Origin of the sequence: Streptomyces sp. NPDC021749, assembly GCF_040640655.1 — a bacterium.
Lineage (GTDB): Bacteria > Actinomycetota > Actinomycetes > Streptomycetales > Streptomycetaceae > Streptomyces.
Map to the genome: position 1 here is coordinate 201106 of NZ_JBFACE010000004.1, position 13338 is coordinate 214443.

At 74.1% G+C, this 13338-nt stretch carries 9 protein-coding genes; all 9 read right to left on the minus strand.

Annotation, left to right across the window (positions count from 1 at the left end; genetic code table 11):
* Positions 1-3: 3 nt before the first annotated feature.
* Positions 4-1098: a substrate-binding domain-containing protein gene (locus AB0G35_RS05970; RefSeq protein WP_360944338.1), complete on the minus strand. Its 1095-nt coding sequence runs from the start codon at positions 1096-1098 to the stop codon at positions 4-6.
* Positions 1095-3497 carry a SpoIIE family protein phosphatase gene (locus AB0G35_RS05975; RefSeq protein ID WP_360944622.1) on the minus strand — a complete coding sequence of 801 codons (2403 nt, stop codon included), beginning with the start codon at positions 3495-3497 and terminating at the stop codon, positions 1095-1097. The genes AB0G35_RS05970 and AB0G35_RS05975 overlap by 4 nt, the downstream gene beginning before the upstream one ends.
* A 218-nt stretch (positions 3498-3715) precedes the next feature.
* On the minus strand, positions 3716-4768 hold the full coding sequence (locus AB0G35_RS05980) for a zinc-dependent alcohol dehydrogenase family protein (RefSeq protein ID WP_360944341.1): 1053 nt from the start codon (positions 4766-4768) through the stop codon (positions 3716-3718).
* 140 nt (positions 4769-4908) lie between these two features.
* A complete protein-coding gene (locus AB0G35_RS05985; protein ID WP_360944344.1) occupies positions 4909-5244 on the minus strand; it encodes a hypothetical protein in 336 nt (111 codons plus the stop codon).
* A 108-nt stretch (positions 5245-5352) separates the two neighbouring features.
* Positions 5353-5799, minus strand: a complete 447-nt coding sequence (locus tag AB0G35_RS05990; RefSeq protein WP_360944347.1) for a hypothetical protein — start codon at positions 5797-5799, stop codon at positions 5353-5355.
* A 271-nt stretch (positions 5800-6070) separates the two neighbouring features.
* Complete coding sequence (locus AB0G35_RS05995; protein ID WP_360944350.1) at positions 6071-7021, minus strand: hypothetical protein; 951 nt, start codon at positions 7019-7021, stop codon at positions 6071-6073.
* A 115-nt stretch (positions 7022-7136) separates the two neighbouring features.
* The gene (locus AB0G35_RS06000) at positions 7137-8597 is read right to left on the minus strand and encodes an amino acid permease (protein WP_360944353.1); all 1461 of its coding nucleotides are present in this window, start codon (positions 8595-8597) and stop codon (positions 7137-7139) included.
* A 413-nt stretch (positions 8598-9010) separates the two neighbouring features.
* Positions 9011-11467: a SpoIIE family protein phosphatase gene (locus AB0G35_RS06005; RefSeq protein ID WP_360944356.1), complete on the minus strand. Its 2457-nt coding sequence runs from the start codon at positions 11465-11467 to the stop codon at positions 9011-9013.
* An 84-nt stretch (positions 11468-11551) separates the two neighbouring features.
* On the minus strand, positions 11552-13180 hold the full coding sequence (locus tag AB0G35_RS06010) for a helix-turn-helix domain-containing protein (RefSeq protein WP_360944359.1): 1629 nt from the start codon (positions 13178-13180) through the stop codon (positions 11552-11554).
* Positions 13181-13338: the final 158 nt, after the last annotated feature.

Consider the following 13338-nt stretch of genomic DNA (forward strand, 5'->3'; position numbering starts at 1 on the left):
GCCTTAGCTGGTGAGCCCCGCCTTCCGGCAGGCGGAGGCGTACTTGGGGGTGCAGATCTGGTCGATGGTGTACATACCGTTCTTCACGACGGTGTCCTTGATGTTCGCCGGTGTCACCTCGATGGGCGTCAGCAGGACGGCCGGGATGTCGCGCAGGGTCGGGCTGTTGATCCGGTGCGGGGCCATACGGCCGAGCCGCTCACCGCGCCCCAGGGTGATCGCCATCGCGGCCGCGGTGTCGGCCTCGGGCTTGAAGGGCTTGAGGACGGTCATGATCTGCTCGCCCTGGACGAGGCGCTGGACGGCGGAGAGTTCGGCGTCCTGGCCGGTGATCGGCGGCAGCGGCGAGATCTTGGCGGCCTTCAGCGCGGCGATGATGCCGGAGGCCAGGCCGTCGTTGGCGGAGTAGACCCCGTCGATGTGGTCGGCGCCGAGCGCCGCGATGGCGGCGGTCATGTTGCCGTTGGCGGCCTCCGGGCGCCAGCCGGCCGTGTCGTAGGACTTCCCGATCCGCACCTTGCCCTGGAGGACGGACAGCGCACCGCGCTTGAACCAGGCGGAGTTGGGGTCGGTCGCCGCGCCGTTCATCATCACGATCTGCGCGCGGCGCGCCTTCGGGCCGAGCGCCCGCAGCAGCGCCTCGCCCTGCATCCGGCCGACCTTCGCCCCGTCGAACGAGACGTACGCCGAGACCGGGCCCTCCGCCAGCCGGTCGTAGGCGACGACCGGGATGCCGGCCCGGTGGGCGTCCTCGACGGAGGAGCGCAGCGACCGGGAATCGGTGGCGTCGAGGATCAGCACGTCGACCTGCTTGGTGATCATCGCGGCCATCTGCTGCTGCTGGGTGGCGACGTCGTGCTGGGCGCTGACGGTCTCCACCGTGCACCCGGGACACAGCTCGTGGATCCGCTTCTCGATCAGTGGCCGGTCGAAGCGGTAGAAGCGCGAGGTGCTGTCCGGCAGGAGCACCCCGATCCGCAGGGCACCGGGGGAGGAGGCCGGCCGGTGTCCGCCGCCGGCCTCCCCGCAGGCCGCCGGGCCGGCCAGCAGTCCCAGCGCGGCCAGCGCGACGACGGCCCTGCCCAGACGTCCGGTCACCGCACCGGCCCCCCTTCCCCGGCCCCGATCCGCTCGTCGGGCTGCAGGCCGATCTCGCTCCACACCTGCTTGCCGCCGCTCAGCGGCACCGAGCCCCACGACAGCGACATCGCCTCGACGAGCAGCAGTCCGCGGCCGCCGGTCGCCTCCCAGTCCACGCTCGCCGGCTTGACCGGGGCCCGCGGCGAGGCGTCGTTGACCGCGATCCGCAGCCGGTCGGCGGCCAGCGTCAGATCCAGCCGCACCTCGCCCTGGGTGTGCGCGATGGCGTTGGTGACCAGCTCGGACACCACCAGCAGCGCCACGTCCATCTCCTCGGTGACGCCCCAGGTGCGCAGCGTGCGGCCGGTGAAACGGCGGGCGTGCATCACCGCGTCGGGCAGCCGCCACACCGCCCAGTGGGCGCGGGTCGGGCGGACCCGCATGCCGTCGTAGCGCAGGACCAGCACCGCCACGTCGTCGTCCCGCCGTTTGGCGCTGCCCAGCAGCTCGTCGGCGACCCGCCCGGTGTCGGCCGGATCGGCCGCGGCGAGCACCTCGCACACCCGGCGCATCCCGTCCTCCAGCGGGAGGCTGGCCGACTCGGCCAGGCCGTCGGTGAGCAGCACCAGCAGCGTGCCGGGCGCAAGCCCGACCTCGGTCAGCGGGAACTCGCCCTCCGCGGAGACCCCCAGCGGCGGCCCGCCCTCGATCGTCAGCTCCTCGGTCCGGCCGTCGGGGTGGCGCAGCACCGGCGGCAGATGCCCGGCCCGTACGAACCAGGCGATGCCCTCCTCCATGTCGAGGTCCACGTAGGCGCAGGTGGCGAAGAGATCGGTCTCCATGCCGAGCAGCAGCCGGTTGGCGTGTGCGATCACCACGTCGGGCGGATGGCCCTCCACCGCGTACGCCCGGATCGCGGTGCGCATCTGGCCCATGATCGTCGCGGCGCCCGCGCTGTGCCCCTCGACGTCCCCGATCACCAGCGCCACATGCCCGTCGGAGAGCGGGATGACGTCGTACCAGTCGCCGCCCACCTCCAGGCCCATCGTGGCCGGCAGATAGCGGACCGCGGTGTCCCCGCCGGCCAGCGACGGCAGGGTGCGGGGCAGCAGACTGCGCTGCAGCATGGTGGCGAGCTCATGGCCGGCGTCCAGGGCGTGCGCGCGGACCAGGGCCTGGCCGACCAGCCCCGCGGTCGCGGTCAGCAGCGACCTCTCCTCCGGCCCGAACCGGTGCTCGGTGTCCCAGCCGAGCAGGCACACGCCCACCACTCGGCCCTCGGCCGGCAGCGGCAGGACGGCCAGCCCGCCCGGCCCGATGTCCGCCAGCCCCGGCTCCAGCTCCGCGTCCGGGGGCCACAGCGCCACATGGCCGCCCCGCAGGACGCCCTCCAGCGTGGGCAGGGCGTGGCACGAGGCATCGGGCCACTCGGTGCGCCATTCGCGCTGCCAGGACGCGGGCCAGGATTCCGGATCGGGGGGATCGAGGATCGTGACCACGAGCCGGTCGGCCTCCAGCTCGGCGACCCCGATCCGGCTGGCGGCCAGCGGCGGGCGCAGCACGTCGACCACCGCCCGGCTGACCTGCCGGATGGTGGTCGCACCGGCCAGCGCGGTCGACAGCCGCTGGACGACGGACACCTCGTCGGCGCTGGGGCGCAGGTACGAGGCGTCGGCGACCACCCCCAGCATCCGCTCCGGCACACCGGCGGCGTCGTACCGCACCCGGCAGCGCAGACTCAGCCAGCGCAGCTCGCCGTTGGGCCGGCGGATCCGGAAGGACAGCTGCTGCCCGGAGACGGGCAGCCCGCCCGGTTCCACGATCGACATCAGTGCCGGCACGTCGTCCGGCGCGGTCCGCTCCAGCAGCGTCTCGACCCGCCGGTCGAACCCCTGCTGAGGGATCCCGAACAGCTCCAGCACCAGGGAGTCCGCGTCGATCCGGCCGGTGCGCAGCACCAGCGTGAACGCGCCGCCCCGCAGGGTGCCCAGCCCCGGGCCGAGCAGCGACTGCCGCTCGGTGCGCGCCATGACCCGGGCGGCCACCGCCTCCAGGCCCGCGGCCACCTGGTCGGCGTGCAGCTCCAGGAGGTGCCGCCGGTCCTCGTCGAAGGCGTGCGGGGCCTGGTCGACGACCACCAGGCAGCCCAGCCGCTTGGTGTCGTCGCCGAGCGGCAGCACCCCGAGCGAGACCTCGCCGTGCTCGGCGAGTTCGGCGGCGGCCACCCACTGCGGCCGGCCGGTGCGGAAGGCCGCGGCGACCGGGGAGTTGCCGGACACCTCGTAGCTGGCGGGCAGTCCGATACGGACGCCGGAGCCGCCCACCATCTCGGCCAGGTGGAGTTCGCCGTCCCCTTCGGCCGGGACATAGACGGCGGTCAGCTCGGCCCCGGACGACCCGAGGACCCGCGTGGTCACTGCCTGCACCGCCTCCGTACGCGGAGGGAAGCCGTTGTCGTACGCCACGGTTGCCGTATCCGCCCTCGGGGCCAGGGCTCCACCCCGCCGCCACTTCATCGGATATGCCGTAATTTACCGCTTTGCCTCCATGGTGCGGCATCCGGCGAGGCCGGAGCCAGTCGGCGGACCCGCGCCGCACCGCACCACGGTGGGTGACCGGGGGCCGCCACTCACCGTCAGCGCGGCACCAGCACCGCGGCGCCCCGCACCCGGCCCGCGGCCAGATCGGTCAGCGCCTGCGGGGCACGGGCGAGCGCATAGGGGCTGGCGGTGACCTGGATGCCGATCCGTGCCGCGGTCCGCAGGAACTCCTCGCCGTCCTGGCGGGTGTTGGAGGAGACGCTGCGCAGATCGCGCTCGTGGAAGAGGTGGCGCTGGTAGTCCAGCGCCGGGATGTCGGTGAGGTGGATCCCGGCGATGGCGAGTGTGCCCGACCGGTCCAGCGCCTCCAGCGCCACCGGCACCAAGTCGCCCACCGGCGCGAAGAGGACCGCCGCGTCCAGCGGTTCGGGCGGCCGGTCGTACGCGTCGCGGGCCGAGGTCGCCCCCAGGTCGAGGGCGAGTCGGCGGGCCGCCGCCGACCGGGTCAGCACATGGACCCGGGCCCCCTCGGCCAGCGCGACCTGCGCCGCCAGATGCGCCGAGGCCCCGAACCCGTAGATGCCGAGCCGGCCGCCCGGTGGCAGTGCGCTGCGGCGCAGCGCCCGGTAGCCGATGATCCCGGCACACAGCAGCGGCGCCAGCTGCACGGCGCTCCGGTCCTCCGGCAGCGCATAGGCGTAGTCCGCGGGAACGAGCGCGGCCTCGGCGAACCCGCCGTCGGCGTCCCAGCCGGTGTACCGGGAGGCCGGGCAGAGGTTCTCGCGGCCCGCCCGGCAGTAGCGGCAGCCGCCGCAGGTCCCGCGCAACCAGGCCCCGCCCGCCCGGTCACCGACCCGGAACCGGCCGACCGCCGCCCCGGTGGCGATGACCCGGCCGACGATCTCGTGGCCCGGTACGGTCGACGGGCGGCGCGGCGGCAGATCCCCTTCGGCCAGATGTAGATCCGTACGGCAGACCCCGCACGCCTCGACCCGCAGCAGCAGATCACCGGGGCCCGGCGCGGGAACGGGGCGGCGCACCGCCACCAGTGGCCCCGAGGCCACCGGACCGGGTCGCCCCACGGCCCACGCGGACGCCAGATCCGGGCCGGAGACCGGTGCCGTGGCTCCGGCCGTGTGTGCGGCCATGCGTCCAGCATGGCGCCGGGCGGGGAGGGGGACAAACGGGAGCGGTATCCCGCTTCTGCGGCGCCGAGGAGCGGGTCCCGCAAGTCCCCCGGCTCGGGCCGCCGGGCCACGGCGACCCGGCCGTGCCGCGCGCGCCTCCGTCAGGACGCCGAGGTATGGCGCCCGTCGGCGGAGCGAGCCCGGTCCTTCCGGCGGCGGCGAAAGAGGGTGCGCAGCAGCGCGGTCAGCGGCCGACGGCGCGCACGGACGACGGGGGCGTCGGAGCTGCCGCCACCCGGCACGTCCGCGGCCTCCGGGGCGTCCGGGGCCTCCGCGGCATCCGGGGCGCCCGGCGCCCGATCGGGCGGGCCGCTCGACGGCGACGCGGGCCGACCCGGCGGCGAGACGGCCGGGGGAGCGGTCTTCGGCTTGGGGACGGTGCGCGAGGCCTCGGCGCGCACGAGCGCGCCCAGGGCCCCGAAGATGTCGCGGGGCATACCGGTTCTCCTGCGGTGCCGGTCCTGTGGGCGGATGACGGCAGGCCGCGCGCGCCGCGCCCCGGTGGCCCGTCGTGGGCCGGGGCGGGCGGACGTGGCCGGGCCCGGTCAGCAGCGCAGGACGGTCACGCGCCCCGGAGGTGCGGCGGCGGAGGAGGTGTGGGCGGCGCCGGAAACCGGGACGCCGGCCGCGGTACGGGCGGCCGCCACCGGCGACGCCCCGAGCGCCTTGCCGGCCGCCCCGGTCGGGACGTGGTGGCGCAGATGGCAGACCGACCCCGCATACCGGTGACGGACCCCGCTGCCCGGATGCCTGGGGTCGCCGTCGGCGGACGCCAGCACCGGCGCCTCGGCGGCGCACGGCCGCTCGTCGGGCATGGACGCGGCGGGGACCGCGACGCGGGGGGCGCAGGCCCGGGACCCGGCACCGGGCGGCGATGCTTCCGGGGAGTCCGGGGCGAACGCCGCGTGCAGCAGGGCCAGCAGGGCGAGCAGGAGCAGCAGGCGCCGGCCCCGTGTGGCCGCGGAGCGGCCGGTGCTGACGGTGTCCCGCATACGGATCTCCCCACGCTCTTCCAGGAAGGAATCCCCGGTGCGACATCGGGGCACTCCGGAGAGACCGGAAAGAGACCGCAATTCCACCCGTTCCGGCTACCGTCCGTACGTATGCCCCGTAAACGGACAGGCCGCCGCAGGGGGAACGTGACGGACGGCCACCTCCGTGGAGGACCGCCGATTCCGTCCTGTCGCCGGTGGGCGGTGGCGGGGTGGCACGGGCCGGCGCCACGCCCGCCCCGCCCGCGGCCGGCGCGGTCGCCGCCGTGCCCTAGCCGTCCGCCCTGGCCCGCTCGAAATGGTGGGTGAACCGCTCCAGGGGATCGCCGTCGAGGCTCCAGGGCCAGGGCGTGGCGATGCCCTTGGTGGCCCGCAGGGCGATCGCCGCCTCGGTCATCCGGGCGGACTTGATCAGCGCGAAGGCCAGCACGTTCAGATCGGCCATCGCCTGGGCGTGGTGCAGATGGCCGGGGGCCGGCCAGTACCGTGCCGCCTGGTCGAGGGCCCGGGCGGCGTCCGGGCGGCGCCAGATCTCGCCCGCGCCCAGCGCGGACAGCCCGCCGGTGGCCACCGCGCGCTGATGGGCGCGGACCAGCGCGGTCAGTTCCAGCCCGGCGGCGGGGGCGTCCGGCGGCATGCTGTTGCGGACGCCGTCGAGCAGGTCCAGCACCAGGGCGCTGGAGCCGCACTCGTCGGGTGAGAGATAGCCCAGGGCCTGCAGGTGCGCCTCGCGGTTCCAGGGGTCGCGGGCCTTGATCTCGCGCCAGATCGCCGACAGCTCCTGGGACGGGCGGCGCTCCAGCCGCAGCACGGCCAGTTGCAGGGTCCACGGGGTGGGGTCGGCGGGCGCCAGGTCGGCCGCGATCCGGCAGGTCTCCCGGGTCTCGGCCAGGTCGACGGCGGCGCCCGGCTCGCGGGCCCGGAGCAGATCGGACCAGGCCTGCAGCAGCAGGGCGTCAGGGTTGCGCGGGCTGTGCCGCCGCCAGATGCCGGGCAGTCCCCGGCCGGCCGACGCGGCCAGCACCGCCAGCCGGTGCGCCCTGCGGTCCCAGTCCTCGCCCGTGTCGTCGAGCAGCTGCCCCATCGTGGCCATCACGGCGGTGTCCAGTGAGCCGCGGGACCAAGCGGTCTCGACGCGTTTCCGGACCCGGCCCAGGGTGACGTCGTCGAGCTCCGGGGCCATCCGGGGAACGTTGTCCTTGCGGCGTCTGAAGACGGGCATCGTCGTGGGCTGGCCTTCCGAGGGGGAGTCGTGGGCGGCGGGGGGCGGTGGTGAAGGGATGGTACGGGGCGGTGGCGTGCCGTGCACACCACCGCCCCACAGGGTTCGCGTTCCGCTAGCGGGTCAGGCCCGCCGTCTTGTCCGACGTGGCGCCGATCCGGTCGCGGACCAGGGAGATTCCGACGACCACGACGGCCAGCAGCACCGACAGCAGCACCTGGATGCGGCCGCCGCCCTCGCTGTCGTCGGTCAGCATGTAGGCCAGCACGAACGTGATCATCGCGATCGTGGCCCAGGTCAGGTACGGGAACAGCCACATCCGTACGACCAGCTTGTCCGGGTTCTCCCGCAGGATGATCCCGCGCATCCGCAGCTGCGAGAAGCAGATCACCAGCCACACGAAGAGCGCCACCGCACCCGAGGAGTTCAGCAGGAACTGGAAGACGGTGTCGGGCCACAGGTAGTTGAAGCCGACCGCGATGAAGCCGAAGAGGACCGAGGCCAGGATCGCGGCCTGCGGGACGCCCCGCGGGTTCGTCCGTGCGAAGGCCTTCGGCGCGTCACCGCGCTGGCCGAGCGAGAACGCCATCCGGGAGGCGGTGTAGAGGCCGGAGTTCAGGCAGGACAGCACCGCGGTCAGCACGATGACGTTCATGATCTGGCCGGCGTGCGGGATGCCGATCGAGTCCAGCGCCGCGACGTACGAGCCCTTCTTGACGATCGAGGGGTCGTTCCACGGCAGCAGCGAGAGCACGATGAGGATCGAGCCGAGGTAGAAGACGCCGACCCGCCAGATGACGCTGTTGGTGGCCTTGGTGACCGCGCGCCGCGGGTCCTCGGACTCGCCGGCGGCCAGGGTGACGATCTCGCTGCCCATGAAGGAGAACACGACCATCAGGACACCGGTGAGGATGGCGCTGGGGCCGTGCGGGAGGAATCCGCCGTGCGAGGTGAGGTTGCCGAAGCCGGTCGCGGCGTGGTCGGAGCCGGGCAGCACGCCGAAGACGGCCAGCCCGCCCAGTGCGATGAAGGCGACGATGGCGACGACCTTGATACCGGCGAACCAGAACTCGAACTCACCGAACGAGGCGACCGAGGCGAGGTTGGTGGCGGTCAGCAGCACCATCACGATCAGCGCCCAGGCCCACTGCGGGACGGCCGGGACCCAGCTCGTGAGGATGGCGGCGCCGGCGGTCGCCTCCACGGCGAGCACCACGACCCAGAAGAACCAGTACAGCCAGCCGATGGAGAAGCCCGCCCAGCGGCCGAGCGCGCGGTCCGCGTACGCGGAGAAGGAACCGGAGGTCGGGTTGGCCGCCGCCATCTCGCCGAGCATCCGCATCACGAACACGACCAGCGCGCCGACCAGGGCGTACGAGAGGAGGATGCCGGGGCCGGCCGCGGCGATGCCCGACCCGGAGCCCACGAACAGGCCGGCGCCGATGACGCCGCCCACGGCGATCATGGACAGATGGCGGTTCTTGAGGCCGGAGCGCAGCCCTGACTGCTGCGACGCCGACCCGTCTTCCGGGGGAGAGGGCGGAGCGGCCAGATGGCTCTGGGAAGGTGTGGTCATTGCGACATCCGTTGAGGGGTTGGAGGGGTCATGCACGGGGTGACTGCTGGGATCGCCTCGGTCTGGACGCACGACAGGGCCGGGTGCTGGCAAGCGGCGATCATGGCCCTGTCGAATGTCGAAAGCGGCGGCACGGGGCCGCGGATTCCGGATGCTCGCGCGGGTGGGGGAGCGCTGATCGCGCCACCGCAGCGTGCCCGGCCTCCTCGTGAGAGGTGAGCGGCATCACGTCCGAATGGATTTGCGTCAGCGTATGTGGCGATGCGCGGCGGCGTATTTGTGAGGAGCGACAAAGTCACTCCTGATGGCTGTGCGACCGACCAATGCGGAATCCGTCGCCGGCCCCCTACGGCGGCTCTCCCCGGGCCGGGCGGGCTCGGCCCGGCGCCCTCCTGACGGCCCGGGCCGGGCTCCTACGCCGCCTCGGACGGCAGGTCCTGCTCGGTCCAGATGGTCTTGCCGGTCTGGGTGTAGCGGGTGCCCCAGCGCCGGGCCAGCTGGGCGACGATGAACAGCCCGCGGCCGCCCTCGTCGGTCGTCCGGGCATGGCGCAGATGCGGCGCGGTGCTGCCGCCGTCGGAGACCTCGCAGATCAGCCCGGCCTGCCGGATCAGCCGCAGGGTGATCGGGCCGGTGCCGTGCCGGATCGCGTTGGTGACCAGCTCGCTGACGACCAGCTCCGTCGTGAACTGCAGCTCCGCCATGCCCCATTCGTCCAGCTGCCGGCCGGCCAGCGCCCGGGCGTTGCCGACCACCGCCGGGTCGGCGGGCAGGTCCCAGGAAGCCACCTGGTGCGCACCCAGCGCACGGGTACGGGCGAGCAGCAGCGCCGCGTCGTCCGACGGCGGCCCGGGCAGCAGCGTCTTGACCGCCCGCCCGCCGATGTCCGCGAGCGTCGCCCCGGGCAGCGTCAGCGCGTCGCTCAGCCGGGCCAGCCCGACCCCGATGTCCGGATCGCAGGTCTGGATCAGCCCGTTGGTGTAGAGCGCGAGCAGACTGCCCTCGGGCAGCTCCCGCTCGACGGCCTCGAAGGGCAGCGAGCCCAGTCCCAGCGGCGGACCGGCGGGCAGGTCCACCAGCTCGACCGTGCCGTCCGGGCCGGCCACCGCGGGCGGGAGGTGCCCGGCCCGCGCCATGCAGCACCGCCGGCTGACCGGGTCGTAGACCACGTACAGGCAGGTCGCGCCCATGAACGTGGCCGCCACCGTGGCGTTCTCGGCGGCCGGCGCCGGCTCGGCGCCGTAGGTCTTCACCAGGCCGATGACCAGGTCGTCCAGCCGGGCCAGCAGCTCATCGGGAGGCGGGTCCAGGTTGGCCAGGGTGCGCACCGCCGTCCGCAGCCGGCCCATCGTGGCCGCGGCGTTGATGCCGTGGCCGACCACGTCCCCGACGACCAGCGCCACCCGGGCGCCGGACAGCGGGATCACATCGAACCAGTCACCGCCCACCCCGCTCGGCGCGTCAGCCGGGAAGTACCACGACGCGACCTCCAGGGCCGAGCCGCCGGTCAGTTCGTGCGGCAGCAGGTTCTGCTGCATCACCCGCGCCGCGGTCCGCTCCCGCGTGTAGCGGCGCGCGTTGTCGACGCACACCGCGGCCCGCGCCACCAGTTCCTCGGCCAGCCGGACGTCATCCGGGGTGAACGGCCCCAGCCGGCGTGAGCGGAAGAACGTCGCCGCGCCCAGCGTCACCCCGCGGGCCTGCACCGGTGCCACCATCACCGACCGGAAGCCGTACGCGCGGATCACCGCGCCGCGCGCCGGGTCCGCGGTGACCCAGGCGCTGGACGTGTGGTCCAGGGCCTGCTCCACCAGGGATTCGCCGGCCTGCAGACAGCGGGTGATGGGCGACGCCCGGGAGCGCCGCACGGCCTCGCCGACCGCCAGCCCCGCTTCCGGGCAGCCCTCGTGGACCGACTGCTGGCCGCAGCGCCGCATCAGCAGACTGCTGTCGACCGGCCCGGGCACCGGCTCGTCACCCCGGAGGACCGAGTCCAGCAGGTCGACGGCGACGAAGTCGGCGAGCGCCGGTACCGCGACGTCGGCCAGCTCCTGGGCGGTGCGGGTGACGTCCAGCACGCTGCCGATCCGTGCGCTGGCGTCGTTCAGCAGCGCCAGCCGCTCCTGCGCCCGCCAGCGCTCGGTGACGTCGATGACCATGTACCAGATGCCGATCCGCCGGCCCTGCGGATCCGCCAGCCCGAAGAAGGAGGCCGAGTAGGCGCGCTCCTGGCTGGGGTCGGCATACGTGGGGCTGCGGAATTCGTAGTCCATCACCGGGGTGCCGGTGCGCAGGACCCGCAGCATCCGCTCGTGGAACGCCTCGGCCTCCAGCGGTGGCAGGACCTGGTCCACCGTCCGCCCCAGCCGGCGTTCGAGGGGGATCAGCCGCTCCAGCACGTCGTTGACCCACACGTAGCGCAGCTCGGTGTCCAGCACGGCCATGCCGACCGGGGCGTGCGCCAGGAACGGTTCGAGCATCAGCTGGTTCACCCCGCGGCCCGGCACCCGCCACTCCTCCAGCGCGAACACCGACCACCGCTCCCCTCCGGCGCCGTTGAGCACCGGGGTGACCTGGACGGCCAGCTGCAGATCGCGGCCGTCGCGGTGGCGGGCGGCCACCGAACCGCCCCAGCCGTCGCCGGTCCGGCACCACGCGGCGACCGCGGCGGCCCGCTCCTTGTCGCCGGGCAGGGCCAGCAGTTCCGCCGCGGGGTGGTGGAGGATCTCCTCGGGCCGGTAGCCGAGCAGCCGCTGCGCCGCCAGGGTCCAGGAGACGATCAGCCCCTGTGCGTCCAGTTCGGCCGTGGCCGCCTTCGCGAGGTCACCCGCGCGATCGGAACCGCCCGGCCGTGCCTTCTCGGAGCTCATGATCGCCAGTCCGTCAGCCCAATCGGAGCATCTCGCCCAGTGTAGGAGAAATGTGGACCAACGGCCGCTGCACTCCGTGACGGATCAGGGAGCCGGCGGCAACCGCAGTTGCAGCATGGCCAGCAGGCGCTGGTCGGGGCGGCCGAGGTCGAGGCCGGTCAGCTCCTCGGCCCGGCGGATCCGGTAGCGGAGGGTGTTGGGATGCACGTGCAGTTGCGCGGCGGCGGCCCGGACGTCACCGAAGGCGTTCAGATAGGCGAGCACGGTCTCGGCCAGCTGCCCCTGGTTGCGGCTGTCGTGCGCGACCAGGGCGGTCAGCCGCGGGTCACGCATCTCCGGATGAGCGGAGAGCAGCGTCAGCATCTCGCTGACCAGCACCTCCGCCTGGATGTCCGGCAGCGCGGCGACCGTGGTGGCGACCCCCACGCTCACCATGGCGTCCAGGATCCGGTCCGCCTCCCGCCGGGAGTCGGGGACCTCGCCCAGCGACGGCACGATGCAGCCGACCGAACCGCGCAGCGACAGCCCCAGGTGGCGGCGGACCGCGTCGGTGATCTCCTGCCCCCAGCAGCGCAGGGTGCCCAGGTCGATGCTGCGCGGCAGCTGCGGCAACAGCACGTAGATCCGGGAGTCGGCCTGGGTGACCAGCGCGCTGCGGTGCCGGGCCGCGGTGTGCACCGAGACCAGATTGCCGACCTCGGCGCGGGCCAGCTCCGGCGGCGGGGCCTCGGTCCCGTACGAGAAGCCCAGCACGGCCGCCGGGCGGGCGGCGTCGAGGCCCATGTGGGAGGCGAGCGGCTGCGGGCCGGTGGTGCCCTCCAGCAGCCCGGCCCCCAGGGTGCGGGTCAGCGTCAGGTCCGCCGAGAGCTCCCGGCGGCGGCGCACGAGATGCTGTGCGGCGACCCGGGCGGCGCCCAGCAGCGCCTGGTCGCAGTGGTCGGTCAGCGGCGTCGAGCCCTCCTGCACCCAGATGGTGCCCAGCTGCCGCTCCCCGGACCGGATCGCCACCGCGAGCCGGGCGCGGATGCCCAGCTCCGGATGGCTTTCGATGCGGATCACCTCGTCGGAGGCGCGCAGCCGCTGGAAGACCCCCCACTTCCGGAGCCGGGCCAGATACGCCTCGGGGCCGTGCCAGCCGAGGATGGACAGCCGCCGCAGATCGTCGACCTCGTCGGAGTCGGTGGAGCGGGAGTACGCAAGCACGCGGTTCGCGGTGTCCTCGATGCTGACGATGCCGCCGGTGAGGACGGCGGTGGTCTGGGCGAGCGAGAACAGGTCGCCCTCCTCGTCGCCCGCTCCGGGCAGCCCCGGTTGCGAGCTGTCCAGCGCCGCCCGGGCCAGCCCGTCCACCTGCTCCCAGCGCGCCTCACTGCGTACGGACAGCAGCGCGATGCCGGCCTCGACGGCGGTCTCGCTGAGCGCCGCGGCCTGGCCGGGGGCGTCGAGCTTGACCGCGACGGCGGCGGCCCCGTCGCGCCCGCCGGCCCGCAGTGCGGGGAACGCGGCCCGGCCGCGGGCGCCTATGGCGAGGATCAGCTCGCCGGGGCGGGCCATCGGAGGGTCCTCGGGGTCGAGCAGGGCGACGCTGCGGATCTCGACGTCCAGCCCGGCGGGCGCCGCCTGCAGCTCGACCAGCGGTTCGCCCAGCGACATCAGCAGCTGGCGCAGGCTGATGCCCGCACGGGGTGGCGATGCCGCCGCGGCTATGTCCATGATCGGCGCCTCTGCTGGGTCGGTTCGGCCCGGGGCCGGACGGCGCCGGCCCTCTCGTGGTGCGTACGGTCCGACTGCCAAGCAGTCTGTCGGCCAAAGTCGAGGCTGCTACGGCAGATATGAGCCACGCCAACAGTACTGCTGCTCCCCGCCGGGAC

What these genes read in the sequence shown, in the direction of transcription:
- AB0G35_RS06000 (WP_360944353.1), bottom strand. Translation starts at nt 8,597, where the DNA reads ATGACCACACCTTCCCAGAGCCATCTGGCCGCTCCGCCCTCTCCCCCG.
- AB0G35_RS05980 (WP_360944341.1), bottom strand. Translation starts at nt 4,768, where the DNA reads ATGGCCGCACACACGGCCGGAGCCACGGCACCGGTCTCCGGCCCGGAT.
- AB0G35_RS05995 (WP_360944350.1), bottom strand. Translation starts at nt 7,021, where the DNA reads ATGCCCGTCTTCAGACGCCGCAAGGACAACGTTCCCCGGATGGCCCCG.
- AB0G35_RS05990 (WP_360944347.1), bottom strand. Translation starts at nt 5,799, where the DNA reads ATGCGGGACACCGTCAGCACCGGCCGCTCCGCGGCCACACGGGGCCGG.
- AB0G35_RS06010 (WP_360944359.1), bottom strand. Translation starts at nt 13,180, where the DNA reads ATGGACATAGCCGCGGCGGCATCGCCACCCCGTGCGGGCATCAGCCTG.
- AB0G35_RS06005 (WP_360944356.1), bottom strand. Translation starts at nt 11,467, where the DNA reads ATGAGCTCCGAGAAGGCACGGCCGGGCGGTTCCGATCGCGCGGGTGAC.
- AB0G35_RS05985 (WP_360944344.1), bottom strand. Translation starts at nt 5,244, where the DNA reads ATGCCCCGCGACATCTTCGGGGCCCTGGGCGCGCTCGTGCGCGCCGAG.